Source organism: Arthrobacter sp. AG367 (assembly GCF_007828995.1).
Taxonomy (GTDB): Bacteria; Actinomycetota; Actinomycetes; order Actinomycetales; family Micrococcaceae; genus Arthrobacter.
The window spans coordinates 258,828-283,150 of record NZ_VIVE01000004.1; the positions used below are offsets into that span (position 1 = coordinate 258,828).

Sequence of the window (24,323 nt, forward strand, 5' to 3'; positions counted from 1 at the left end):
ACTCCCCCTTCCCGGACGCCCCCGGCGCCCATCCGGACTATGACCCAACCCACTTTAATAACATGTGGCCAGTGCGTAAAGACCCTTGTGCCGAAAAACTTGAAAGGAACGACGACGGCGCGGGGCCGCCGTCGTGCCATGGCTGGTTGGGTCAGTCCAAGCCTTCGCCGTGGCTAGGACCTAGCCCAGATGGACACCCAGTCGACCAGGACGTGGCCGCTGGTCTCGGGCAGCGGGCATTTTGGCGAGCAGGACTCGGTCTGCAGGATGTAGTGCATGGGTGTGTTCAGTCCGAACGACCTGGACACGCCGATCGAATTTCCATCAAGGAAGAATTCGATGCCGTCGGCACGCCACTCAGTAGTAGCGATATGCCAGTCCCCGTACGGTACTTCCGGACGTAGGGCGTCCCAACGGTGCACGCCGTTCTCCACGCCGTGTACGGCTGCGTAGATGAGCTTTGACAGGTCTCCCTCGGGAAAATCGATCTCGCCGTCCTCGGGCCATCGCTTGCTGTCCGGCCACAGCAGCCATGCCAGTTTGAATCCCGGCAGGACATCGGCCTTGAAGCGGACCGAATAGCGCCCGTACACCAAGCTGTTGTACGGCCGCTGGCTGGCCCCATCCAGTTTCGGTGACGGAGCAGCACCCATTGCCACACCGTTTTCAGAATGCAGGTAGAAGTCCAGGACGCCATCGTGGACACTCAGGACCTTCGACGGGAAATACCCGGATGTCCGTTCGCCCTTGTTTTGCTGCTGGGCGGCTGTGTCCGGCGTGCCGTCCGCGTAGTTGGCGCTCCAGCGCGTGCCGTAGACGGGGCCCGGGAATCCGCCAGCGCCAACGTCTCCTTCGGCGAAGTCCTCAACAAAGACCTGCCTCCAGCCAGGCAGGTCTCCCACTGGCACGGACAGGGAGGCTGCAGAAGGGTCTGAGGGTCGATCGAGGACAAGGGGCGGTACCGAACCAGGTGAAGGCTCCTCTGTTGGTGGCTGTGCTGACTCAGAGGCCGCGGAAGGGACGTCCGTCGCCGCCTGCGCAGAATCGGAGACCGTGCTCTCCGGGTCGGCTCCCTGGGGCGGCGATGAACCTGGAGCACGCCTGAGGTCGCCGCATGCCACAGCTGATAAAAGCGTCATAACCAAGACGAGGACGACGCAAGTCCATGCACGATGCTGAATCCTCTTCAAGAGTTTCGCTCCTCCCAGAAGACCTTGGACGGGAGCCTGGTCCCCCTAGTCAATTCAGCCTACGGACAAGCCGCGCATTCGGTCACGAGTAGTGGGTACTCATATTTCCGTTCAGGGCCTTGAGGGGGCTACGCGTTAGGTTGATTACGGGGAGGACCGTCAGCCCAATGGGGATACCGTGCGCCAGTATGAGGTTGCGCCGGTTTCCTTTTGGTGCGCGTTACGGGAAAAAAGCCCTGTCCCTGACTCGGCCATAGGCGGCGGAATACGGACAATTTCGAGTTCAAAGATATCGAGCAGACACCTGCTTCCCGTCAATGTGTCCAGAATCCAAAACCGCCCGTATTCCGGGTCTGTGTCCGTCACCGGGCCCCGATGAATCAACGTGTTCTGGTAGAAAGCTTCGATCGCATCGCCGGAAACGAGCTCACTGCAGGATCCAACGACATGGGGGTCAAGACTTGTCACGACTCATCCTTTTCTCTTGGCTTACAGATCCCCCTGTCTCATATCCTTCCTGCGCAAGCTGACTGCCGGGTGTCTACAGGATGATGATTCCCTGACATTTTGGGTGCGGGGCCCCGCACGAGCCCACGCAAAGGCCCGGCCCTTGATTGCGGGTGCTAGCCGACTACCGGGACCGGGCCTTTGCGTGACGGACGGGCCTTTGCAGGAATGTCAGGCGCGGGTCCTGCCACGCAGGAAATGGAAGATCAGGACCACCACGGCGACAACCAGAAGTATGTGGATCAGTCCCCCGCCGATATTGGCTAGCAGGCCCAGAAGCCAGAGGACCGCGATGATAATGGCTATCCAAAGCAACATCAGAATCTCCTTGGTTCGTTTCCAGATGGCACATATATACCCCCGCCAGGGGCGGCCCCTGGAAAGGCCCACAAAGGTTTACCGCGTGGTGCCTCTTACCCTAATTCAGATTTCCATTAGGGGAAATGGCGCCACGAATTGCACCAAGAATTCGTCCCTCAAACAGCGGCCACTAAATGTCGGCCAGCAGCGACGTGGGGTTTTCGATGGCATCTGCCACGAAGCGGAGGAAGCCGCCGGCGGTGCCGCCGTCACAGACGCGGTGGTCGAAGGTCAGCGTGAGTTCGGTGACCTTGCGGACCGCCAGCTCACCGTTGACCACCCACGGCTTGTCGATGATCCGGCCGACGCCGAGGATGGCCACCTCCGGATGGTTGATGATCGCCGCGGACCCGTCCACACCGAACACGCCGTAGTTGTTCAGGGTGAACGTGCCGCTGCCCAGCTCGGTGGGCGTCGCCTTCCCGTCCCGGGCCACTTGGGTGAGGCGGCGGATCTCGCCGTCGAGCTCCCTGGCGCTGAGCTTCTCGGCGCCGCGGACGGACGGGACCACCAGGCCCCGGTCGGTCTGCGCCGCGAAGCCCAGGTTGACGCCGTCGAACGCGACGATCTCCTGCGACCCGTCCTCCGCGGCTTCGATCCGGGTGTTCAGCTCCGGGTACTTCTTCAGCCCTGCGGTGACGAAACGGGCGATGAAGGCCAGCAGGCCCGGAGCCTCGGCGCCGTTGGCCTTAAGTCCCTCGCGGAGCTCCAGCAATGCGGTGGCGTCCACATCCACCCATACGGTTGCTTCCGGGATCTCGGACCGGCTGCGGGCCATGTTGGCGGCCACGGCCTTGCGGACCCCACGGACCGGGGTGCGGGCGGCAATGCCAAGCCCGGTGCGGGCGTCCACGCCGTTGGCCGGGGTGGCTTCCCGGGGCGCCGTGGCCGGCCGCGTTTCGGCGGCCTTGGCCTCCTCGGGCTTGGCTGCGGGGGCTTCCACCGGTGCAGTGGTCCGCAGCGCAGCCTCAACGTCGCGCCGCATGATCAGGCCGCTGTCGCCGGAGCCTGAGATGTCCCCGAGATCGACGCCGTGCTCCCGGGCCATGCGCCGGACCAGCGGCGAGATCACCGCGCCGAGCTTGCCCGGCACACGGGTGCGCAGGAGGGTGAGGTCGTCCTCGGTGGGCTTCGGTTCAGCCGGCTCAGCGAGGGCGACGGCGGTCTTCCGGGCACGGGTGCGCCGGGCAACACCGTGTCCGCCGGGAGTCCCATAACCGATCAGCACATTGCCGGATCCGGCCTTCTCTTCTTCCCGGTAGGCTTCGGCTGCCGCATTGGCCGGCTTGGGCTCGGCAAGCTCGGTCTCTGTGGGCTGGACTTCCGGCTGGGCCGGCGAAGGGGCGGGGGCGGCATCATCCGCGGCGACCCCAGCACCAGAGGAAACAGGCGTCACCGAAATCAGCGGCTGCCCCACGTCCAGGGTCTCGCCGGGCTGGCCGTGCAGTTCGGTGACGATTCCGGCATACGGGGACGGTACCTCCACGGCGGACTTGGCGGTCTCCACCTCGGCAATCGGCTGGTCGACGGCGATCTCGTCGCCCACGGCAACGTGCCAGGAGACGAGTTCAGCTTCGGTAAGGCCCTCGCCGAGGTCGGGCAGCAAAAACACACGTGGTTCGCTCATGGTCAGTTCTCCCACTGAAGGTCGTCAACGGCGTCGAGGATGCGGTCCACGCCGGGCAGGTAGTACTTCTCGAGTTTGGGTGCCGGGTAGGGGACGTCGAATCCGGTAACGCGGCGGATGGGGGCGGCCAGGTAGTGGAAGCAGCGTTCCTGGACCCGGGCCACGATCTCGGAGGACACGGACGCGAAGCCGTGCGCCTCGGCGATCACCACGGCCCGGCCGGTCTTGCGGACGGATGCGCACACGGTGTCGTCGTCGAACGGGACGATGGTCCGCACGTCGATGACCTCCAGCGAGCGGCCTTCCAACGCGGCCGCTTCGGCGGCGGCGAGCGCGGTGGGGACGGACGGGCCATAGGCAATCAGCGTGGCGTCCGTGCCGGGACGTGCGACGGCGGCACGGCCTTCGGAGGTGCGTCCCGCCGTCGTGCCTTCCGCGGAAGCACCTTCCTCGTGAAGGCGGCGGAGCTCGGGAAGGTCCACGGAGTCCTTGGTCCAGTACATCTTCTTGGGCTCCATGAAGACGACGGGGTCGTCGGAGTCGATGGCTTCGCGCAGCATCCGGTAGCCGTCCGCCACCGTGGCCGGGGTATAGACCTTCAGGCCGGCGGTGTGGGCGTAGTAGGACTCGGAGGAGTCGCAGTGGTGCTCCACTCCCCCGATGCCGCCGCCGTACGGGATGCGGATCACCATGGGCAGCTTCACGGCCCCCTTGGTGCGGTTGTGCATCTTGGCCACGTGGCTGACGATCTGCTCGAACGCAGGGTAGGCGAACGCATCGAACTGCATCTCGATGACAGGGCGCATCCCGTTGATGGCCATCCCCACGGCCATGCCCACGATGCCGGACTCGGCCAGCGGGGTGTCGAAGCAGCGCTGTTCGCCGAACGTGGCGGTGAGGCCGTCGGTGATGCGGAAGACCCCGCCCAGCATGCCCACGTCCTCGCCGAACACCAGGACGGAGGAGTCGGCGTGCATGGCGTCCGCCAGGGCGGTGTTGAGGGCCTTGGCCATGGTGACGGGCTGGGGACCCGCGGCTTCGGCGGACGCGGCGGCCGAGGCTGCGGCCCGGGCGGTGGCGGCACTGACGTTGCCGTTGGCTTCGGACGAGGTGGTGATGGTGGGGCTCACTTGCCGGCCTCCTGTGAATCAGTAGCTGCTGCGTCGCGGGCCAGCTCGTCGGCGAGCATGGCGGACTGTTCCTTCAACTGCGGCGTCTGCCGGGCGAAGACGTGGCGGAACAGTTCCTGCGGGTCCACCTGCACGTCCTCGCTCAGGCCCTCGCGCAGCTGGGCGGCAACCGCTTCAGCGTGGGAAGCGATGCGCGCTTCGGCGTCGTCATCCAGCAGCCCCCGGTCCGTCAGGTACGTCCGCATCCGGTTGACGGGATCCTTGGCCCGCCACTCCGCAACCTCGCTATTTTCCCGGTAGCGGGTGTCGTCGTCGGCGTTGGTGTGGGCCTGCATGCGGTAGGTGTTGGCTTCCACCAGGAGCGGTCCGGAGCCTTCGCGGGCGAGTTTCACGGCGCGGTCCAGGACGGCGAGGAGGGCCACCACGTCATTGCCGTCCACGCGTTCGCCGGCCATGCCGTAGCCCACGGCTTTGTGCGCCAGCGACGGCGCCACAGACTGGTGCGCCAGCGGCACCGAGATGGCGTACTTGTTGTTCTGGACGAAGAAGACCACCGGCAGGTGGAAGACGGCGGCGAAATTGAGGGCTTCGTGGAAGTCACCTTCGCTGGTGGCACCGTCACCGCACATGGCCAGCACCACGGTGTCCTCGCCGCGGAGCTTGGCGGCGTGCGCCACGCCCACGGCATGCAGCAACTGGGTGGTCAGCGGCGTGCACTGGATGCCCACCTTGTATTTGAGGGGGTCGTAGCCGCCGTGCCAGTCGCCGCGGAAGATGGTCATCACCTGTACCGGGTCCACGCCGCGGGTCATCACGGCCACGGCGTCGCGGTAGGTGGGGAACATCCAGTCATGCTCGGACAGGCAGAGGGCGGCGGCCACCTGGCAGGCTTCCTGGCCGTGGCTGGAGGGGTAGACGGCCATGCGGCCCTGCCGGACCAGGGCGGAGTTCTGGTCGTTGACGCGGCGTCCGACGACGAGGCGTTCGTACGCTGCCAGCAGTTCGTCATCGCCGGGTACAGGGTATTCGTGGCCGGGCTGGGTGCCCTGCTCGCTGTCCGGGATGAGCCGGCCGTCCGGATCCACCATCTGGATCTGGTGCCGGGCGGGGAGCATGTAGTCCTCCACCGTGATGCCGAACTTCTTCACAGCTTCCGTGAGCGCATCGTCTGCGGGCTCGGTGCTGGCGGTGTCCGGCGCGGTGTGGTCTGCGGAGATCGTCATTGGTCCGTCCTTCGGTAGCCACTATTCCCTCCCAGTATTGTCCCGGGCGAGGTTTCGTATCCAGCACCTGCGCAAATCGTGGAGAAGCTGCCCTGAAGTGCCGGCTTTGGAAGACGATTTGTAACTGTGACGTGGATTACCGACCGGAGCCGTGGACAAAATGGCGGGCTGGGAAACTGCTCATGCTTCCATCCGGGCGCGAAAGCCTGGCGGCCAACGAAAGAAGTGCATTGACCCCTGTCTCCCGAAGGCCCACACTCGGATGATGCGGGTACGCACCGTCCCGGGACATCCGGGACTGCGGCATTTTCCTAACAGCAGTGACAGGCGGGGGCGTTAGCTATGGAAATAGCCAAATTGTGGGACAGGCTCGACCCGGACACGCGGCAATGGCTGGTTGATAATCCCGGCTGCAAGATCCTTCCGCGCACCGTCGCGGCGGCCATCATGAAGAGCACCGGAGTCGAATTCGAACAGGACCGGCATGGCGAAACCGTGCTCTCCCCCGGCGACTGCGACTTCATCCGCGGCGCAGCGGAGGGGACCGGGACCCGCCACCACGGGTCCTGATCCACACCCCGGACGGCCCGGGCAAGGCCGACCGGCCGAGCATCATTCGTTCCAGCGGCGTTCCTGCTGCCGGTTTTGTATTCCCGCGCGCTCCTGCCACGGAGACTCTCCTCAAATCTGCCTACTATGGAAGACGATTTGTATTCGTGAGGTGGAGTACCGACGGGAGCCGAGTGCACAATGGCGGGCAAGGATGTGGCGGCCGAGGTTCCGCTGGATGAGATCGACCGGCGCATCATCAGCGAACTCACCCGGGACGGCCGTATGTCGGTCACGCAGGTGGCGGAAAACGTGCACATTTCCCGGGCGCATGCCTATTCCCGCATTGCCCGGCTGACCGGTGACGGCGTGCTCACCCGGTTCACCGCGCTGGTGGATCCCATCAAGGCAGGGTTGAAGTCCTCCGCCTACGTGACGCTGAAGCTGAAGCAGGATTCGTGGCGGGAACTCCGCGACCAGTTGGGCGCCATCCCGGAGGTGCACCACATCGCGCTGGTGGGCGGCGACTTCGACGTGATCCTGCTGGTCCGGGCCGTGGACAACATCGACCTGCGCCGCGTCATCTTCGACCAGCTGCAGACCATGCCCGGCGTGCTGGACACGCAGACGTTCCTGGTGTTCGAGGACGTGGATACGCGGTAAGCCGGCCTTCCTCGCTGCCGCGCACCGGAATCAAGCGGTCAATATTGAGCCGACCTTGATGAATTCTTGACCGGATCCGGGGACGTCCTTGAGGCGTTCCCTCCAAAGTGATGTGTGAAGGACGGGAGCGCATCGCTGATGCACCTGGGTACTGGGTCCCAGTCAACCCGCGCCTGCGTCGGATAACACCGACGGTCTCAGAAGCCTGGCGGCGCTAAGCAAGGGCGCCGCCAGGCATCCAACTTAACGTTCCGCACAAGACCAGGGGCCTGCGGCGGAGGCACGGATCAGCGTCGATCCGAAAAAGCCGCCGGCCCCCGCACCCCAAGCGGGAATTACGACGGCGGGACGCGGCCGCCGTCGTACGCTCGCGTCCCTGCGTTGATTGACGCGCATATTCGCCCACGACGCGCACATTCCCTTTCGCCGCCCACATTCGAGCCGCGCCACGGAATATGCGCGTCGAAAATCGGGAAGCGCGTCGCGGGTCACTTCCTGCGGCGCACCACCAGCACGATATACAGGGCAACGGCCACCGCCACCAACGCGCCGATGCTGACCCCTGCGCTGGGACCGTCGAGCATCCGGAACTCCTCTCCAGCGCTACATCGTTACTGACGGCAAAAGCATACGTCCGGCCGTCGTCGTCGCCCGCCGGCTGCGGACAGCGGACTGGGGGGGCATTGGCACCCGCTTTGACTTTGGCCACCCGAGTAGCGGCGCACGAATCCCAGTAGTGGAATTCACACTCCCCTGAAAATTCGAGTACCGGTACGTGTTGTTGGGCAGAGCTCCAGCCGAAAACATTGGGTCATCGATCCACCGAAAGGCACCAGGATGGGGCCGCTCATGGGGGAACGGGTTCTCAATCACATTCACAAGGAGTCTTTCCATGCGCCCAATGACCAAGAAGAACAAGATCGCCGCTGTTGCCGCATCCGCCGCCCTGGTGGCTGTTGGCGGCGGTGCCGCCTACGCCTACTGGAGCACCACGGGCTCCGGCAATGGATCGGCAGCGGCGGCGGCCGGCACGCAGGCCGTCACGATCAACGTGACAGTGGCGCCAGGCGTCGCCCCCGGTACGCCCAAGGCCATCACCTACACGGCCACCAATCCGAACACCAGCAGCACCCCGGTGACGCTTGCCGCGCCGGTGGTCACCACCAGCGCTTCCGGTTGCCTGCCGGAATGGTTCACGGCCACGGCACCGACGACCACCACCACTGTCCTCGCCGGCGCAACCACCGGCCTTGGCACCGGAACGCTGACGCTCAGCGATCTCCCTGACACGGACCAGAACGCCTGCAAGGGCGCCACGATCACTGTGACCGTCGGCAGCAACTAACAAACGAGCGGGCCGGGGACGGGTGGAAATCCCGTCCCCGGTTCGTCGTCAACCGCACCAAAGTGGAAGGGGCACGGGGTGCACAACAAAGACGGGCAACCGCGGCATCGCCTGCGGCAGGCCATCAAGGTGGCGCTGATCGGGCTTGCGGTGATGCTGGCCAGCGCGGGGGCGCTGTTCGCCGCAACGCAAAGCACCAAAGCGGGCATCACGGTCCAGGTCTCGCCCGCCAGCCAGTCGGTCCAGCAGGGGCAGTCCGCGGCCTACACGGTGACGGTGACGTCCACCGGGGGCTTCAGCGGTGCGGTCAACCTGACCACCGCGGGACTGCCGGCCGGAGCAACAGGTGCCTTCACGCCGTCGTCCGTCCCCCTCAGCTCAGGCACCACGTCAACTTCCACCCTGAACGTCAGCACGGGAGCCACCACCCCGGCGGGCACCAGCTCGTTGACCATCACCGGCACCAGCAACAAGGTCTCCGGCAGCGTCACCGCCGGCCTCACGGTCAACTACAAGATCTCCTCCGGCCTGACAGTCGCCGCCTCCCCTGATTCCCTCACCGTCCCGCCCGGTTCCACCGCGGTGTACACCCTGCAGATCACCCGGAACAACCTGTCCGGGCCGGTCACCTTCAGCGTCCTGGGCGGACTGCCCTCCGGCGCCGCCGCAACGTTCTCGCCCAATCCGGTGACCGGCACCTCCACCACCCTGCAGGTGGCAACAACGGCCGCTTCACCGAACGGCAGCTACAGCCTCTACCTCATGGGCACGGGCAAGGATGCCGCCGGGAAGGCCCAGTACGCCTACGCCAACGTGCAGCTGGTCCTGGACTCCACCATCAAGCAGTTCGTCCTCTCCGGAAACGTCCCCGGCGCCCTGTCCCCCGGCACGTCGGCCGGCCTGGACCTACGGATCAGCAACCCCAACAACAAGGCGCTCTCGCTGACCAACATGTCCGTGGCGGTGGCAGGCGTCACCCGCAGCGCGGACGCCGTGGCCAGGAACCTTTCCTGCACCGCAGCGGACTTCGTGGTCACGCAGTACAGCGGCCCCTACCCGGTCTCCGTTCCGGCGGGCAGCAGCTCCCTTTCCGGGCTCCGTTTGGCACCGTCGGTGTGGCCCAGGGTGGGAATGCTGGACACCTCCGCCAACCAGGACGGCTGCAAGGGTGCCTCGCTCCAGCTCAGCTACTCAGGATCAGGACAGGGGAACTGAGATGACCGCCAACCCAACCACCCGCCGTCGTGCGGTCAGGGCAGCGGCCCTCGCCGGACTCCTGGCCGCTGCCGGCGCCGGAACCGCCTACGCGTACTGGGGCACCGCGGGCACCGGCACCGGTTCCGCAGCCGCGGCCACCATGCAGGCCGTCACCGTGGACGCGCTCGTCGCCGGGGACAACCCAAAGTCGACGCTTGTTCCCGGCGGTACTGCCGACGTCGTCCTCCGCCTCACCAACCCCAACCCCTACGCCGTGCAGGTCTACAGCGTCACGGCCAACGGGGCCGCCACCGCGGACGCGGCACACCCCGGCTGCACCACCACCGGAGTCAGCTTCGTGGGGAGCGCGGCACCACTGTCCCCGGCCACCTTCGTTCCGGCCAACTCGTCCACCCTGCTCACCCTTCCAGGATCGGCCGCCATGGATACCACCTCTCTCGCAGCCTGCCAGGGCGCCACCTTCCACCTTCCCGTCACGGCGGAGGTGCGCAAATGAGCCTCGCCATCCGTGCTTTGTTCGGCCGCCCGTCGCGCCGGGTGCCCTGGATCATCACCGCGCTCCTGCTCCTGCTGGGCACGGGCACCGCGGCCTATGCCTTCTGGGCCTCCACCACCAGCAGCAACAACGCGGCCGCCGCTGCCGACGCGCTGTCCGCGGGGTCCAAGCCCGCCGTCACCGCCAACGGTGCCTCGCTCAGCGTCAGCTGGGCGGCCGGCACCACGGTCAACGGCCGGGCGGCCACCGGGTACACCGTCACCAGGTACGCGGCGGCCACGGGCGGCACCGGAACACCGGCAACAGGTGGTTGCGCGGGGACCGTCACCACGCTCACCTGCACCGAACAGAATGTCCCGGGCGGCATCTGGTACTACACGGTCACCCCCACCATCGCGCTGTGGACGGGTTCGGAAAGCCCGCGCAGCACCGGCGTCAGCAGTGACTCCACCGCCCCGGTGGCCTCGGTGTCCGGCATTTCGCCCACCCCCAACGCCGCCGGCTGGAACAGCACCAGCCCGGTCACCGTGACCATCACCGCCGACGACGGGACGGCTGGATCCGGCGTCGCCTCCATTACCTACGCGGTCGACGGCGGCGCCAAGCAGACTGTGGGCGGCAGCGTCACCAGCATCCCGGTGAGCGGCGACGGAACGCACACGGTCTCCTACTTCGCCACCGACAACGCCGGCAATGCCGGCACGGCGCAGAGCCAGACGGTGCGGATCGACACCCAGGCGCCTGCCGCGCCGGGGCTCAGCGTGCCCGGCTTTGTGAACTCCGCCAACGTTGCCGCCGTACCCGTCACCGGAACGGCGGAGGCGGGGGCCAAGATCACCCTTACTGCCAGCGACACCGGCACCGCCCATTCCGCTTCCCCCGCTACCGCCACGGCTGACGGGACCGGCAATTGGACAGCGAGCCTGGACCTGACCAGCCTGAACCAGGGCACCCTGACCTACTCGGCGGTGGCCACGGACGCTGCCGGAAACACCAGCACGGCCAGGACGGCGACGAGCATCAAGGACACCATTGCTCCGGCACCAGCGCAGGGCGTGGGCGTGCCGATATACGTCAACAGCTCCACCGTTTCCTCCGTGCGGGTCTCCGGAAGCGCCGAAGCCGGGACCACTGTGACGGTTGCGGCCACGGACACCACTACTGCCCCTCCGGTCACTGGCACGGCCACTGACGCCGGAACGGGTTGGTCACTGAACCTGAACCTCACGCCGCTCAAGGATGGAACAGTCACCTACGCCGTCACAGTCAAGGACGCCGCAGGCAACAGCAGTTCGGCCGTTACACCGAGCCCCACCAGTTTGAAGGACACTGTGGCACCGAAGCTGACCATTGACACCCCGGCGTACATCTACTCGGGCAACGTGGGCGGCTATAAGGTCAGCGGCACCAATGATCCTGGCCTGACCGTCAACCTGAGCGTCAGCGATTCGTCCACCAGCGTCCCGGCAACGGCATCAGGGACGCCATGGACAACCGGCGGCCTCAACCTGGCGGGCCTCAAGGAGACGTCCACGGTTGTTCCGGTGGTCACGGTCACTATCACTGCCACCACAAGCGATGCGGCAGGGAACAGCAGTACGGTCACGGCCACAGCGGTCAAGGACACCCAAGGGCCCACAGTTACCTCAGTCAAGCTGCTCAACGGCGGCTCGACCAATACACGCCAGGCCTCAGCGGACGCTGGCGACACCATTACCCTCAAATTCTCGGAAAAGTTGGACCTGGCCAAGGTGTGCACCAACTGGACCGGCTCCCAATTGTCGGGCACTGCAACGATCACTGATAATGCGGGCAATGACACACTGGGTGTCACGATCCCCGGTTGCTCCGTCGGCACGGTATCCCTCGGCGGGGACTACCTCAACGGCGCCGCGGCCACCTTTGGAGCCCAGGGAACAGGCTCAACCCTCAACTGGGATGCCGCCAACAACGCCATGGTTATCAGACTCGGCAATGCGCCTAACGGCAGCGCAGGCGCGGGCACACTCAACGCGGGTGTCCCTGCGGGCCTGCCGGCGTACGCCCCACCACAGAGCCTGACCGACGTGGCGGGGAACCTGATCGGTACTGTCTCGTTCAGAGACACCCTCTCCTCAGGACTGGGATAGGTGACGCGTTACCGGCTCCCCACCGACTATTCGGCGGGGAGCCGGTGCGTGTCCGGCCGGGGTGTGGTTCACGCTCCTTACGACACACCCCACATACACTTTGGCTAGCGGATCCAGCAAAGGGGCGCGTGATCAAGCACCCCCGGACCGCCCAAGGGAACAGGAACCCAACGTAATGACGGACTTTGATGCCTTGATCGACGCCGAACGGAACCGCCTCATCGGCGCCCTGGAAAGGCTCGACGACGAACGCTGGAACTCACCGAGCCTGTGCGGTGGCTGGCGGGTGAGGGACGTCGTCGTCCATCTCCTGATGCCCTACCAAATGTCCCTACCGCGGTTCTTCATCAATATGGCCGCAGCCGGGTTCGCGTTCGACAGGATGGCGGACCGCTGGGCCACCCGGGACACCCGCCCGAAGGATGAACTGCTGTCAGCCCTTCGGCGCACGAAGGCGGAGCGTTTCGGGGTTCCAGGCGCCGGCCCTGAAGCACCGCTGAGCCACCTTGTCATACATGCGGAGGACATCTACAGGCCCCTGAAGATCGACCATGTGATAGAGCCGGAGAGTGCCAACATCGTCCTGGACCAGCTCACCACGCCCCAGGCCCAGCGTTCACTGAAACCGGGCCTGATCGATGGGCTTGCCTTCTCCACCCAGGACACGGGCTGGAGGCACGGCACCGGCGCCCAGGTGCTGGGCAGCGCGTCGGCCCTGATCTCCACCCTTGCGGGGCGGCAGGGATCCGCAGCCGAGCTGACCGGCGAAGGAGCCATTCTGCTTCAGGGCAGGGGCCGCTGACTTTCCCGATCCCGGCTGCTTCGTTGAATGGCTTCGGCCATGCTCTTGATTCTCTGGAGCCGGGCATCCCATGCAGCGCTGACCGACGACAACTGGGCAACGGCGCGGGAAAGCTCTGCCTGGTTCACCTCATAAACGCGTTGCCGGCCTGCGGGCCTGACATAGACCATCCCCGCACGGTGCAGTACCTCCAGGTGCTTCGCCACCGCCTGCCTGGTCACGGGCAGCCGGGTGCTCAGGCCCGTGGCCGTGCCGCCGCCTTCGGACAGGATCAGGTCGAGCATCTTCCGCCGGGTGGGATCACCCACCGCGGACCAGAGATCGTCGTCGATAGCGATGGTCATTGCGCAGCGACCAGCCGGCCGATGTAGGCCACAAGCCGTGGCAGGAAGTAGTCCCAGCCCCGGACGTGGTCATTGTAGTTAAGCTCGACGTCAGCTTGCTCCCATCCCTTGTCCTGGAACCCTGCCTCCGTAAAGCGCAGCAGTGTCCCCGAGCCCTGCGGAATCAGCTCAAAAGTCACCAGGAGGGAGTTTTCCGGCGATGCCGCGGCTTCGTCGTAAACCCACCTGAAGGAGAAGCGCCGCGACGGCTCGACCTCCACAACCGTCAGCTTCACCACTTTTGCATCTGCCGCCGTCCGGTCGCCGAAGACTATGTCCCCGCTTGAACCCGCGGTGGGGTCAAAGGCGGCCTCATCGGGCCACCATTGGCGCAGGTGTTCGGGGGTGCTGATGACCTCGAAAACAATCTCCGGCGCCGCTTCAATGTGGATTTCCCGCTCAATGCTGTTGTGCATGTCCAGTTCCTTTCGCAACCATTGGTTGCTAAGAGCCTAAACGACGCAGCACCCGAAGCGCAACCATCGGTTGCGCAGGCGTCTTCGCCAACCCGGAGCGGCAGAGATGACGACGGCTGAGATCGCCTGCCTACTTCTGCTCGGGTATCCAGAAGGGAGCATTCACCCCCGCTCCTGTGAGGTTGTCGCAGCGGACCAGCTGGGTGCCGATGCGCTCCAGCGGGCAATCCACGTAGGTGTTAAGGACTTCCTCGTCATAGCCCGCGGTGGCCGGGGCTGGCCCTGCGGAGAGGAAGAGTGCCGGAAAAACGGCAGCGATGACCGGGACAGTGCGCTTGTGCAACGGGGGGCTCCTTGGATTCGGCAAGGGAGATTGACGGGCGGCCGGCCCTGGACGAGGGCCAGCGCAACTGGGTCCCCAGCCGATTCCCCAAAATGCGAATCCTGCCAGCTCAGGACTCTCCGGCAGGACCAAAGTACATGAACCGCCCGGGCAGCCATAAGGGTCCCGGGCACCCCTTATGCAGCACGGCCTACCCAATCATGACTCCCGCAATCCCGGGAACGGGCGCGGGGTGGGCCTACGCAACGAAAGGAAAATCCCCTCCTCCTGGAGGCTTATCCCCCAACACCCACCCCTCCGGAACCCTCTCCGGCCCTTAGTTGTTCGCGTGGATATGCGGACTCCTCCCCCACAAACCCACAATCAGTTGCACTGGCGCAACTGATGCGGGGGTGGGTCATGTCTCGGAATGGCCCACCCTCACCGCTGAGTTACCGTGACGAGCGCCTACCAGTGACGAGGCTGCGACCGGCATCCCGCTACCGGCGCAGTTGCCCGTGCTGCAAGGGCGCCCGTCAGGATGTTTTCTTCCTGGTTGCTTCTGCCTCCGCCCCGCCGGAGAGGGCACCCTGCAGCCGGGCACCGGACAGCGGCCTGTCACCGCTTCGCCGCAATGCCAGCATCACCAGGCCTGCAGCCAGGAGGCAACATGCCAGGAAGATGGACGTGGCCAGGAAACTGCCGTGCGTCACATCCTGCAGGAAACCACCAACGTAGGGTCCAACGAATCCGCCGAGGTTTCCTACCGCATTGATCAGTCCCATAGCGGTGCCGGCGACGGCCACCGGCATGGCCCGGGACGCTGAAGCCCAGAATGGACCGTCGTAGGCCAAGGCCCCGGCGACGGCGATGCTAATGAGGGTAACCGCAAGGAACGGCATATTGTCTCCGGTTGCTACCGAGACCACCAGCGCAACAGCACCGACTGCCATCGACAGCAGCACGTGAGTGGAGTAGCGGCCGGAACGGTCGGCCGCTTTGGCGTTGTACCAGAGGCCGACCATCGCCAGCACGTACGGAATTGCGGTGATGAGCCCCACCTCCATAGACGATCCGGAGGTAATTGTCTTGATCACGTGCGGCAGCCAGATGTTGATGCCATAGAAGCCAATCTGGATGAGGAAGTACACCAAGGTCAGTCGCCACACAACGGTGTTGGACATAACGTGGCGCAGGCCCAGTTTCTCCTGCTGAGGATGTTCCCTTGCATCCGCAGCAAGCCCATTCTCGATGTACTCACGCTCCTGGACCGAGCACCATGCCGCCTCGCGCGGATGGTCAGCGATCAGGGCCCACCACAGGGGTGCGGCGATGACGAAGGGGAAGATGCCCTCGATGATGAACAGCCACCGCCAGTCCGAGAAGGAGAGAATCCAGCCGGAGAGGGGGGCCGTAATGATGGAAGCGATGGCGATGTTCATCATCCACAACGCGTAGGCCCGTGCCCGCTCAGCGGCGGGGAACCAGTGGCTGATCAGGACAAGGATCGCAGGCCAGATTCCGGCCTCGGCGACACCCAGGAAAAAGCGCACCACCAGCAGTTGCGTGAAATCTTGGATGAATCCGGAAAGAACGGCCAGTACGCCCCAGATGAGCACCATGATTCCGACGAACTTCTTCGCGCTCCAGTGCTCGGCGAGGTGGCCGCCTGGAATTTGCAGGACGAGATAGCCGATGAAGAAAATGCCTGCAGCCAGGCCCTGCTGGGCGGCGTCGATGCCCAGGTCCTGATGGAGTCCGTTCAGGGCGAACCCGATATTGGTCCTGTCCATAAACGAAATGATGTAGACGACAATGGCGACGGGAATCAACCGCTTCCACCGGGCATTGCCCACTGCCGTTGCTGACTTGACGTTCTGTGCCATTGGAAATGCTCCTTCGCGATATGGCTGATCAGACCGCCCCCCAGTAAAGCTACTGCTCTCCCGCGGACCTCGTCGGGGTTCGCTTTCCGCCAAGCGGCGGAACGAGCGGGACTTGTTCGGATAGAGCCGACCTGACGTTGCAGGCTTTTACGCCTTGAGTTGGCGATCCTTACCCGAGCAGCATTTTCTTATTTTTACGCAACTATTGCGTTAACGCAATAAGTCATTTAGCCAGGTCGCCAAGGGTGACGTGCAGGTTCTGGGATGCTGAGCCGCGCTGCACGATGACGTCCACCTGCTGCCCGGGGTCCTGTTTCCTGAGGGCCACCAGCAGGTCCGTCACGTTTCCAATGTCTGCCTGGGCGAACTTGGTGATGATGTCTCCTGCCTTCATGCCGGCTTGTTCCGCTGGGCTTCCTTGCGAAACGCTCACGATCAGCGCCCCCGCCGTCGTGGGCAGGGAGAACCGTTGGGCGAGTTGCGGCGTGATGTCGGTGGGGACCACACCGAGGGCGGCGTGTTTGACCGATCCGCTGGCCAACAGCTGGTCTGCAACGTCGGTGACAGTGGAGGATGGCGTAACGAACCCGATGGCTACGGCTCCGGTGCTGGGTGGAAGGTAAGCCTCGGAAAGACCGATTACCTGTCCGCCGGCATTCGCCACCGCACCGCCGGAATTACCGGGGGAAATCGGCGCATCGGTCTGCAGCAGGTCGATGGCGCCGTGGGGTGATTCCTTCGACGGCGGCATGTTCCGGTGCAGGCTCGAGACAATTCCGGCAGTGACGGTTTCCTCCAACCCCAGCGGGCTTCCGATGACAACGGTCATCGAACCCACCTCCGGATCTGTTGCAGCAAATTTTGCGGCCGGAAGGCCGGTGCGGTCGACCTTGAGGACAGCAAGGTCCGTGACGTCATCAACGCCAACTATTGTGCCTTGGGACTGAGAGCCATCAGCGAACTGGACCTCAACGTTCTTAAAGGGCTGTTTTTGCTGGTCCTCCACGACATGGGCGTCTGTGACAATGGATCCATTGCCGTCGTAGATGACACCGCTGCCAAGGCCGACAGCAGTCCTGATGGTGACCACGGATGGTTCAACCTCCCTGACCACGCCGGGAACCGCGGCCAGGCCGCCGCCGCCCGACAGGCTTGCCTTGGATGCGTCCGGTGATGCAGTGGAGGAACCGGGCCCCGGTGCCGGGTTTCCCGTACAGCCCGTCAGCGTCAGCGCCGCTGCGGTCATTCCAGCCGCCGCGTAGAGTCTTAACCTCATTGGATACCTCCTCTTTGAGAGATCGCCCGGGAGGGGCGGTCGCCTGTCTTGCCCAGCAGGGCTGCTGCCAGCGTCAAGGGCTGGGCGAAGGAACATAAGGCTGGTACTGGTCAAAAGTCCCGTCCTGAATGGGGACGTTGATTCTGGTTTCCTGCCCCTTCACGCTTACTGTCAGGTCAGTGCGCGCCCCGGGAGCCTCCGCGGCACTGTTGAGAATGAGGGGCGTCTGGTCAAACTCCTTGTTCCCGCTTGCCGGGATCCTGACCTGGACTTGCTCGTCGGAGTCGGCCAGGACCATCTCAATATCAGCAGCCGTGGTGTTGATGATCGTTCCCAACACGCGTGCGGGTTCATTTTGCCCTGATGTCACCAGCAGAACGCTTCGCAACTCCAGCCCGGCAAAGTTCAAGTCGGAACCGAGCGCAATGGGATCGCGGTCCCCTTCGGAAGGGTTGTAGCAGCCGGTAGCCAGAAGGGCCGAGATCACCAGGACGGGCAGGAGGCGGAGAAACCGTATGGTGCCGTGGGCGGGTTTCATGGATGTTCCTTTCCCTGGCGTTGAGATGCTGCCGGCTGGTCAAAACAGAAGCCTGCATGAGATCTGCAGGTGACAATGCGGCGGAGATGGCGCAGGTCGCCTGGCAGCCCAGTACAGCTTTTCCCCTGCCCCACCGTGGTTAGCTTTAGGGCTTCATCCGTGGGCTTCCCCGGTATATCCCCTCCCTCAGTGTGGCGCAGCACTTGCGCCAACGCAATCACTATCCACTTAGCAAGTTCCACTTTTCTGAATTGTTGCCCTCCTGTTACCGGATTCAGCCCTGTCGATGCAGATTCGGGACATAGCATTGTTTGCACATTGGCAATCATTCCGAGACAAGCGGCACTAGACCCAGGAGGGGTTGCTTCCAGGCACCCCTGTCCATGCGACGCCTTGATCGAAGTGCAGTGACGACACGACAAGGAATTCTCCTGCATGCTCCTCAGAGACAAACTGTGGCGAAAGGCTGCCGCCTTCATGGCTGCCTGCGTCATCGGCGGCTTCCTGGTCACCGGGCTCCTGGTCCCCGCGGCGGCGTTGGGCTCATCCCTGGCCGCTACATCCACCAAGCTTTTCGAGCAGCTGCCCTCAGTGCTGGATCTGAACCCCCCGGCCCGGAACTCGGAGGTGCTGGCTAAAGATGGGTCGGTCATCGCCACGTTCTATTCGCAGAATCGCGTGCCGGTGGAACTGGAGCAGGTATCACCGTTTATGCGCGACGGGATCGTGGCCATCGAGGACTCCCGTTTCTATGAGCACGGCGGCATCGATCCAGCGGGCATTCTCCGGGCCCTCTACGTGGACACCTTGGGCGGCCGGCAGGGCGCATCGACCATCACCCAGCAGTACGTCAAGAACGTGCTCATCCAGGCGCTGATCTCCAGCGGCAGGGCGGACGAGGTCAAGTCCAGCGCGGCCAGGACCATCGGCGACAAACTTCGGGAGATGAAACTCGCCGTCAGCCTCGAGGACAAGTACTCCAAGGACCAGATCCTTCAGGGCTACCTGAACCTGGTGTATTTCGGCAACGGAGCCTACGGCATCCAGTCGGCAGCCAAAGAGTATTTCGGCGTCCCCGCAAGCGACCTCAGCCTTACCCAAGCCGCCGCCCTGGCAGGAGTGGTCAACAGGCCCCTGTACTACGATCCGATCACCGAACCAGGCCATGTGGTGGCCCGGCGCAATGAAGTTCTGGACCAAATGCTCCAACAGGGTTACATCTCCACGGTCCAGCACGACAAGGCTACCGCCGCGCCCCTCGCCTTGAACGTCCAGCCAACCGTCCAAGGATGCGCCGCGGCGACTTCTCCATACTTCTGCGACTACGTCCAACGTTTGATCCTCAACGACCCCGCCTTCGGGGCCGACGAGACGGCCCGGCGCAGACTTTTGTACCAGGGTGGGCTGTCCATCCACACCACTCTGGACCCGAACCTGCAAAAAGTGGCCCAGGGACAGGTCAATGCCTCGCTTCCCCCGGCGGATCCCCTGCAGCGCGGGGCCGCCCTTGTCAGCGTCCAGCCCCGGACGGGCAAGATCCTTGCCATGGCCCAAAACACCATATACAACCCGGCGCCTGGGCCCGGACACTACACGGGCAACTTCGCCCTCCCAGAAACGGACAGCCGCGGTAAGCCGCTCCATGGTGCCGGCGGCTTCCAGATCGGTTCCACGATGAAACCATTCGTCTTTGCTGAATGGCTCAATTCCGGCCGGTCCATGGCTGTCCGGCTGGACGGCTCGGTCCGCACCTACAAGGCCGGCTTCCCATGGAAAAACAGCTGCGGCACGACGGCCGGGTCCTACGATCCCGCCCTCGGCCAGACACCCCTGCCCAACGACGACCCCTACCACTACTACCGGATGAGTGTCCTGGAAGGCCTGTACCACTCCATCAACACCATCACGTTCCAGTCAGCAACGCAGCTGGATTTCTGCAACATCCAGAAGATGGCCACAGCGGCGGGCATCAAGGACGGCCACACCAACAAGCCCTACGACCTCTCCAGTATCGCCAACCTGATCGGCACCCAGGATGTCGCGCCGCTGGACATGGCTACCGCTTACGCAACTTTCGCGGCCGGAGGAATCCGCTGCAGACCCGTCGCCTTGGAGACGGTCACCGGACCCGGCGGACACCACTACCCGGTGCCAGCCGCGGACTGCACCCAGACCATCGACCCGGACGTCGCTGCCGGCGTCACGTACGCCCTGAAGCCAGTACTGACCAAAGGATCGGGCTACAACATTCCCGTGAACAAGGAACAGGACATCTTCGCCAAAACCGGCACCACCGACGGACACACCCAGACATGGACCGTTGGCGCCACCACAGGCATCGCCACCGCCTCATGGTTCGGAAGCTACAAAGGATTCGGGCCGGAATGGGCAAATGAGCACATCACCATCAACGGAAAGTACTACGCCGGTCTGGACGGAGCAAACATCGCCGGCACCCAGTGGGCCCACCTCATGAACGCCGCGGCCCCAAAATACCCAGGCGGCCCTTTTCCCTCGCCACCACCATCAATGCTCCGCTGACGGGGGCGGGCCAGCCCCGTATTCCATTGCGCAATTACAATTATTGCGCTATCGTTCATTGATACTCGGTGAAGCAACGGTGGCTTTTTCACGAGCTTCACTTCCCAAACCGCGAAAGTTCCCCAACGACGAGGAACCAGTCCAGCAGGAGGAATGGGTGCCGCCGTGGCAAGCGATGACGACGATGTCCGCCCTGATGTAAAAGAGTCGCAGTCTCAATCCTTGGCTTTTCGCTTAGGCGACGGATTCATTGTTCCCCCAGGCCGGTTCCTCGTCCTGAGCGCAGTGTCACTTGCGCTGGCCCTGGCCGGCGCCGCTTCCTTTTTGCTGACGCTGGGGGAAGTGCTTCACGGCAATGGCGTCACAGCGGCTGACGGTCCCATGACCGAGTGGTTCGTGAATCACCGGACCAGTGCTGCCACCATGGTTCTGGCGGGACTCGCCATTGTGTTCGGCCCGGTCGCCCTTCCGCTGATAACACTGCTCGCCACCACGGCCTGGGCCCTTTTGACCCGCCGCCTTTGGCGCCCCTTGCTGCTCGCCGGGTCGATGCTCACGGGGGTCATCATTACGGAGGTCATCGCCCACGCCGTGGGACGTTCCCGTCCCCCAGCGGCACTGATGATGCTGGGCGCCGATGCCACTTCATCGTTTCCTTCCGGGCACGTCGTCGGTGCCTCAAACTTTCTGCTGATCGGCGCATACCTGCTCTATTCCCGCTCCTCCCGCACGGTTTCCGTGATCGTTGCCTTCAGCGCTGCAGCCGGAGGCCTGACACTGGAAGCAGCAAGCCGCGTTTACCTCGGCTATCACTGGTTTACAGATACGCTCGCGTCCGCCTCCATCTCCGTGGTTCTCCTCGCGGTCGTGATCATGCTGGATATCAACCGCGGCGGCCATGCGGCAGAACAATGAGTGCGAAAGCCGACTGGCTGCCCGGCTGCTGAGCGGGCTCGATGGACGTTAGCGCTTGCTTCCCCCACACTGTTGCGTTATCGCAAATAAAGCGAGACACTGGCCAGGACAACCACGGCTAAAGGGAGACATCATGCGTGCGCTGACAGTGACCCCGGGAATCAAGGACTCCCTTCACCTGCGCGACATTCCGGAACCGGCAGCGGGTGAAGGACAAGTGCTGGTGAATGCCCTGGCGGTTGGCCTCTGCGGCACCGACGCCGAGATCATCGCGGCAGATTACGGCGAGGCTCCGCCGGGCCAGGACTACCTGGTGCTGGGCCATGAAAACCTGGGCCGGGTGCGGGAAGCTCCGCGGGATTCCGGCCTCGCCGAGGGAGACCTGGTGGTGGGCATTGTCCGCAGGCCCGATCCCGAACCCTGCAAAGCCTGCGCCGCCGGCGAGTGGGACATGTGCCTGAACGGCAAGTACACCGAGCACGGCATCAAAGGCCTGGACGGATTCGCGCGCCAGCAATGGCGCGCCGACCCGCAGTCCATAGTGAAACTGGAGGCGGGGCTGGAAGACGTGGGTGTGCTGCTGGAGCCCACCACCATCGTGGCCAAGGCCTGGGAACAGATCACCAGGATCGGTCAGCGGGCTTTCTTCGACCCTCATATCGCCGTGGTGACCGGAGCCGGACCCGTTGGCTTGCTCGCCGCACTTCTGGGCGTCCAGCAGGGCCTGGAAGTCCACGTCTTCGACATCGTCAAGGACGGGCCCAAGCCGGAGCTGGTCCGGGACCTCGGAGCCATCTACCACAGCGAATCACTGCCGGACTCCGGCCTGAAACCGAACGTCCTGGTTGAGTGCACGGGCGTCACCCCCGTGGTCCTGGACGCACTGCGCTGCCGCGCCCAGGACGCCATCACCTGCCTGACCGGCGTCTCGGGAACCGGGAACCAAACGGAAGTGGATGTCGGCGCCCTCAACCGCGAGGAAGTGCTGATGAACGGCGTGGTCTTCGGCAGTGTCAACGCCAACCGGCGCCACTACGATGCCGGCGCCAAGGCCCTGTCCTCTGCCAACCCCGACTGGCTGCGCCGCCTCATCAGCCGCCGGGTACCCCTCGAAAACTACGCTGAGGCCTTCCATCACAGGCCTGACGACGTCAAGGTTGTGCTGGACCTGCAAAAGTCCCGCGGCGGCAGAGGCGACCAGCGATGATTCCCCGCCGGGAACCAACAGAAGCCACCATCGACCACCGGCACCCGTCCGGGCTCCAGTACGAAATCCGGTACGGCGGGCAAACCGCGCACCTCACGGAGGTTGGCGGGGCATTGCGGGACTACCTGCTGGACGGCCGCCCCTTGCTGGACGGGTATGGACCGGATGAGATGTGCACGGGCGCACGCGGTCAGTCGCTCATCCCCTGGCCGAACCGGATCAAGGCCGGCAGCTATGAGTGGGAAGGCCGTCGGCTCCAGCTTGACCTGAGCGAGCCGGACAAAGGCGGGGCCATCCACGGACTGACCCGCTGGCGGAACTGGAATGCCCCGGTTGTGGAGCAGACCGACGAATCCATCTCCTTCGCCTACACCCTGCACGCCTGCCAAGGCTGGCCCTGGGTCCTCGACTGCCGGCTGGACTATCAACTCGGTCCGGACGGATTGACGGTGCGGAGCACGGCGGTGAACCGGAGCGACTCGCCGTGCCCCTACGGGACTGGGGCGCATCCTTACCTCAGCACAGGAACGGTGCGCGCGGGCGCTATCGACACCGCCTTGGTCCAGGTGCCGGGGCGGACGTACCTGCCCGTGGATGAACGCGGCATCCCCACCGGGCACGAGCGTGTGGACGGCACAAAGTACGACCTGCGTGAACTCCAGCAACTTGGTGGCCGGCACATCGACGTGGCCTACACCGACCTTCTCCGCGGCGGGGATGGGCGCGCCCGCGTAAGGCTGCTGCGCCCGGACCGCTCCGGAGGAGTTGAGCTGTGGGTGGACGACACATACCCCTACCTGGAGATCTTCACCGGGGACACCCTCCCCCAACGGGACCGCCGCCGGACCGGGCTGGGCGTGGAGCCCATGACGTGCGCCCCTGACGCCTTCAACTCCGGCGAAGGCCTGATCACCCTGGACCCCGGGCAATCCCACACCGGACAGTGGGGCATCAAGCCAGCCTGAAGGATTCCCTCCGCCGATCCGGGTCCAGCAGAGAAGACATCCCACTTTTGCCAACTATTGCGCAAACGCAAATATTGGGTTTCAATGAAACCATGGCTTGCCGCACCAGGATCCGGTCACGTCACGTACCGGCTCCCAACGTAAAGCGACCGTCGGAGGTACCCTGGCCACCGGCGGCGGCTGCGAAGGCCTCCAGCGCGGCGGCCAGCGCAGGACGCCGGCCCGCAGGCATCCTGGAAATCACCTCTGCGATGGCCTGCCGCCGGTGCTCCAACACGGAGTTGACCAGTTCCTTGCCCTTGCTGGTCAACTCCAACCGGATGTATCGGCGGTCCGCGGGGTCTTCACGGCGCTGCAGCAGGTCAGCCGCTACAAGCCGGTCGCAGATGCGGGTGGCATTGGATGCGTGCACGCCAAGCTCTGCGGCGACGCCGCCGAGGTTTTGTGGTCCGCGGGTATGGATAAGGACCAGCACCCGCAGCTGTGGCGTATTGACGATGTCCTCAACCTCAGCAACAGAGCGGGCCACGACGCGCAGAAGAGTGTCGGCGGCGCCCATCACCGCTTCGACTTCCCGACTTGAAGGTTCAGGGATCAACGCAGATCCGGCAGATGTATCCATGGGCACCAGTTTC

Annotated in this window: 24 protein-coding genes; 11 read left to right on the top strand and 13 right to left on the bottom strand. The window is 64.5% G+C overall.

Features of this window, described 5'->3' with window-relative positions; all coding sequences use genetic code 11:
• Positions 1-173 precede the first annotated feature (173 nt).
• The 6 genes from FB478_RS13635 to pdhA form a co-directional block, all read right to left on the bottom strand.
• Positions 174-908, bottom strand: coding sequence for a glycoside hydrolase family 16 protein (locus FB478_RS13635; RefSeq protein WP_261377405.1), 735 nt, complete (start codon positions 906-908; stop codon positions 174-176).
• 441 nt (positions 909-1,349) lie between these two features.
• The gene (locus FB478_RS21140) at positions 1,350-1,658 is read right to left on the bottom strand and encodes a hypothetical protein (protein WP_186447800.1); all 309 of its coding nucleotides are present in this window, start codon (positions 1,656-1,658) and stop codon (positions 1,350-1,352) included.
• A gap of 210 nt (positions 1,659-1,868) precedes the next feature.
• Positions 1,869-2,015: a lmo0937 family membrane protein gene (locus FB478_RS13645; RefSeq protein WP_018768678.1), complete on the bottom strand. Its 147-nt coding sequence runs from the start codon at positions 2,013-2,015 to the stop codon at positions 1,869-1,871.
• A 172-nt stretch (positions 2,016-2,187) separates the two neighbouring features.
• Positions 2,188-3,684, bottom strand: a complete 1,497-nt coding sequence (locus FB478_RS13650; protein ID WP_144600871.1) for a dihydrolipoamide acetyltransferase family protein — start codon at positions 3,682-3,684, stop codon at positions 2,188-2,190.
• Between the two features lie 2 nt (positions 3,685-3,686).
• The gene (locus tag FB478_RS13655) at positions 3,687-4,814 is read right to left on the bottom strand and encodes an alpha-ketoacid dehydrogenase subunit beta (protein ID WP_144600872.1); all 1,128 of its coding nucleotides are present in this window, start codon (positions 4,812-4,814) and stop codon (positions 3,687-3,689) included.
• The gene (gene pdhA, locus FB478_RS13660; protein ID WP_056392928.1) at positions 4,811-6,037 is read right to left on the bottom strand and encodes a pyruvate dehydrogenase (acetyl-transferring) E1 component subunit alpha; all 1,227 of its coding nucleotides are present in this window, start codon (positions 6,035-6,037) and stop codon (positions 4,811-4,813) included. Before pdhA ends, FB478_RS13655 begins: the two co-directional genes overlap by 4 nt.
• 342 nt (positions 6,038-6,379) lie before the next feature.
• On the opposite strand from pdhA, the gene FB478_RS13665 reads away from it, so the two are divergent.
• The 7 genes from FB478_RS13665 to FB478_RS13695 all read left to right on the top strand — a co-directional run bounded on the left by FB478_RS13665 (position 6,380) and on the right by FB478_RS13695 (position 13,239).
• Positions 6,380-6,607 carry a hypothetical protein gene (locus FB478_RS13665; protein ID WP_056392926.1) on the top strand — a complete coding sequence of 76 codons (228 nt, stop codon included), beginning with the start codon at positions 6,380-6,382 and terminating at the stop codon, positions 6,605-6,607.
• 180 nt (positions 6,608-6,787) lie between these two features.
• Positions 6,788-7,249, top strand: a complete 462-nt coding sequence (locus FB478_RS13670; RefSeq protein ID WP_018768683.1) for an Lrp/AsnC family transcriptional regulator — start codon at positions 6,788-6,790, stop codon at positions 7,247-7,249.
• Between the two features lie 892 nt (positions 7,250-8,141).
• Positions 8,142-8,594, top strand: coding sequence for a hypothetical protein (locus FB478_RS13675; protein WP_144600873.1), 453 nt, complete (start codon positions 8,142-8,144; stop codon positions 8,592-8,594).
• A gap of 78 nt (positions 8,595-8,672) precedes the next feature.
• Positions 8,673-9,809 (top strand): hypothetical protein, encoded by a 1,137-nt coding sequence (locus tag FB478_RS13680; RefSeq protein WP_144600874.1) that lies wholly within the window; start codon positions 8,673-8,675, stop codon positions 9,807-9,809.
• Position 9,810: 1 nt separating this feature from the next.
• Complete coding sequence (locus FB478_RS13685) at positions 9,811-10,308, top strand: hypothetical protein (protein ID WP_018768687.1); 498 nt, start codon at positions 9,811-9,813, stop codon at positions 10,306-10,308.
• Entirely contained in the window at positions 10,305-12,437 is a 2,133-nt protein-coding gene (locus FB478_RS13690) for an OmpL47-type beta-barrel domain-containing protein (protein ID WP_144600875.1), read from the top strand. The genes FB478_RS13685 and FB478_RS13690 overlap by 4 nt, the downstream gene beginning before the upstream one ends.
• A gap of 175 nt (positions 12,438-12,612) precedes the next feature.
• Complete coding sequence (locus FB478_RS13695) at positions 12,613-13,239, top strand: maleylpyruvate isomerase family mycothiol-dependent enzyme (RefSeq protein ID WP_018768689.1); 627 nt, start codon at positions 12,613-12,615, stop codon at positions 13,237-13,239.
• Here FB478_RS13695 and FB478_RS13700 read toward each other — a convergent pair.
• The 6 genes from FB478_RS13700 to FB478_RS13725 form a co-directional block, all read right to left on the bottom strand.
• Entirely contained in the window at positions 13,221-13,583 is a 363-nt protein-coding gene (locus FB478_RS13700; RefSeq protein WP_018768690.1) for a metalloregulator ArsR/SmtB family transcription factor, read from the bottom strand. The genes FB478_RS13695 and FB478_RS13700 overlap by 19 nt on opposite strands.
• Entirely contained in the window at positions 13,580-14,038 is a 459-nt protein-coding gene (locus FB478_RS13705; RefSeq protein WP_018768691.1) for an SRPBCC family protein, read from the bottom strand. The genes FB478_RS13700 and FB478_RS13705 overlap by 4 nt, the downstream gene beginning before the upstream one ends.
• A 130-nt stretch (positions 14,039-14,168) precedes the next feature.
• The gene (locus FB478_RS13710) at positions 14,169-14,381 is read right to left on the bottom strand and encodes a hypothetical protein (RefSeq protein ID WP_018768692.1); all 213 of its coding nucleotides are present in this window, start codon (positions 14,379-14,381) and stop codon (positions 14,169-14,171) included.
• Between the two features lie 515 nt (positions 14,382-14,896).
• Entirely contained in the window at positions 14,897-16,246 is a 1,350-nt protein-coding gene (locus FB478_RS13715) for an MFS transporter (protein WP_144600876.1), read from the bottom strand.
• A gap of 223 nt (positions 16,247-16,469) precedes the next feature.
• Positions 16,470-17,522 carry a S1C family serine protease gene (locus tag FB478_RS13720; RefSeq protein WP_223992434.1) on the bottom strand — a complete coding sequence of 351 codons (1,053 nt, stop codon included), beginning with the start codon at positions 17,520-17,522 and terminating at the stop codon, positions 16,470-16,472.
• Between the two features lie 73 nt (positions 17,523-17,595).
• The gene (locus FB478_RS13725; protein ID WP_056392911.1) at positions 17,596-18,060 is read right to left on the bottom strand and encodes a hypothetical protein; all 465 of its coding nucleotides are present in this window, start codon (positions 18,058-18,060) and stop codon (positions 17,596-17,598) included.
• Between the two features lie 435 nt (positions 18,061-18,495).
• Here FB478_RS13725 and FB478_RS13730 point away from each other — a divergent pair, with 435 nt between their 5' ends.
• The 4 genes from FB478_RS13730 (at position 18,496) to FB478_RS13745 (ending at position 23,688) form a co-directional block, all read left to right on the top strand.
• Entirely contained in the window at positions 18,496-20,601 is a 2,106-nt protein-coding gene (locus tag FB478_RS13730; protein ID WP_261377406.1) for a transglycosylase domain-containing protein, read from the top strand.
• 153 nt (positions 20,602-20,754) lie between these two features.
• Entirely contained in the window at positions 20,755-21,516 is a 762-nt protein-coding gene (locus FB478_RS13735; RefSeq protein ID WP_018768697.1) for a phosphatase PAP2 family protein, read from the top strand.
• Positions 21,517-21,649: 133 nt separating this feature from the next.
• Positions 21,650-22,723: a glucose 1-dehydrogenase gene (locus FB478_RS13740; RefSeq protein ID WP_144600877.1), complete on the top strand. Its 1,074-nt coding sequence runs from the start codon at positions 21,650-21,652 to the stop codon at positions 22,721-22,723.
• Positions 22,720-23,688, top strand: coding sequence for an aldose 1-epimerase family protein (locus tag FB478_RS13745; protein WP_144600878.1), 969 nt, complete (start codon positions 22,720-22,722; stop codon positions 23,686-23,688). The genes FB478_RS13740 and FB478_RS13745 overlap by 4 nt, the downstream gene beginning before the upstream one ends.
• A 121-nt stretch (positions 23,689-23,809) precedes the next feature.
• Here the strand turns inward: FB478_RS13745 and FB478_RS13750 are convergent, their stop codons facing one another.
• On the bottom strand, positions 23,810-24,310 hold the full coding sequence (locus FB478_RS13750) for a MarR family transcriptional regulator (protein ID WP_051081332.1): 501 nt from the start codon (positions 24,308-24,310) through the stop codon (positions 23,810-23,812).
• Positions 24,311-24,323: the final 13 nt, after the last annotated feature.

Excerpts from the sequence above, each read along its gene's own strand:
- FB478_RS13645 (WP_018768678.1), bottom strand. The coding sequence starts at position 2,015 with ATGTTGCTTTGGATAGCCATTATCATCGCGGTCCTCTGGCTTCTGGGC.
- FB478_RS13650 (WP_144600871.1), bottom strand. The coding sequence starts at position 3,684 with ATGAGCGAACCACGTGTGTTTTTGCTGCCCGACCTCGGCGAGGGCCTT.
- pdhA (WP_056392928.1), bottom strand. The coding sequence starts at position 6,037 with ATGACGATCTCCGCAGACCACACCGCGCCGGACACCGCCAGCACCGAG.
- FB478_RS13665 (WP_056392926.1), top strand. The coding sequence starts at position 6,380 with ATGGAAATAGCCAAATTGTGGGACAGGCTCGACCCGGACACGCGGCAA.
- FB478_RS13670 (WP_018768683.1), top strand. The coding sequence starts at position 6,788 with ATGGCGGGCAAGGATGTGGCGGCCGAGGTTCCGCTGGATGAGATCGAC.
- FB478_RS13675 (WP_144600873.1), top strand. The coding sequence starts at position 8,142 with ATGCGCCCAATGACCAAGAAGAACAAGATCGCCGCTGTTGCCGCATCC.
- FB478_RS13685 (WP_018768687.1), top strand. The coding sequence starts at position 9,811 with ATGACCGCCAACCCAACCACCCGCCGTCGTGCGGTCAGGGCAGCGGCC.
- FB478_RS13690 (WP_144600875.1), top strand. The coding sequence starts at position 10,305 with ATGAGCCTCGCCATCCGTGCTTTGTTCGGCCGCCCGTCGCGCCGGGTG.
- FB478_RS13695 (WP_018768689.1), top strand. The coding sequence starts at position 12,613 with ATGACGGACTTTGATGCCTTGATCGACGCCGAACGGAACCGCCTCATC.
- FB478_RS13700 (WP_018768690.1), bottom strand. The coding sequence starts at position 13,583 with ATGACCATCGCTATCGACGACGATCTCTGGTCCGCGGTGGGTGATCCC.
- FB478_RS13705 (WP_018768691.1), bottom strand. The coding sequence starts at position 14,038 with ATGCACAACAGCATTGAGCGGGAAATCCACATTGAAGCGGCGCCGGAG.
- FB478_RS13715 (WP_144600876.1), bottom strand. The coding sequence starts at position 16,246 with ATGGCACAGAACGTCAAGTCAGCAACGGCAGTGGGCAATGCCCGGTGG.
- FB478_RS13720 (WP_223992434.1), bottom strand. The coding sequence starts at position 17,522 with ATGAGGTTAAGACTCTACGCGGCGGCTGGAATGACCGCAGCGGCGCTG.
- FB478_RS13725 (WP_056392911.1), bottom strand. The coding sequence starts at position 18,060 with ATGAAACCCGCCCACGGCACCATACGGTTTCTCCGCCTCCTGCCCGTC.
- FB478_RS13730 (WP_261377406.1), top strand. The coding sequence starts at position 18,496 with ATGCTCCTCAGAGACAAACTGTGGCGAAAGGCTGCCGCCTTCATGGCT.
- FB478_RS13735 (WP_018768697.1), top strand. The coding sequence starts at position 20,755 with ATGGGTGCCGCCGTGGCAAGCGATGACGACGATGTCCGCCCTGATGTA.
- FB478_RS13740 (WP_144600877.1), top strand. The coding sequence starts at position 21,650 with ATGCGTGCGCTGACAGTGACCCCGGGAATCAAGGACTCCCTTCACCTG.
- FB478_RS13745 (WP_144600878.1), top strand. The coding sequence starts at position 22,720 with ATGATTCCCCGCCGGGAACCAACAGAAGCCACCATCGACCACCGGCAC.
- FB478_RS13750 (WP_051081332.1), bottom strand. The coding sequence starts at position 24,310 with ATGGATACATCTGCCGGATCTGCGTTGATCCCTGAACCTTCAAGTCGG.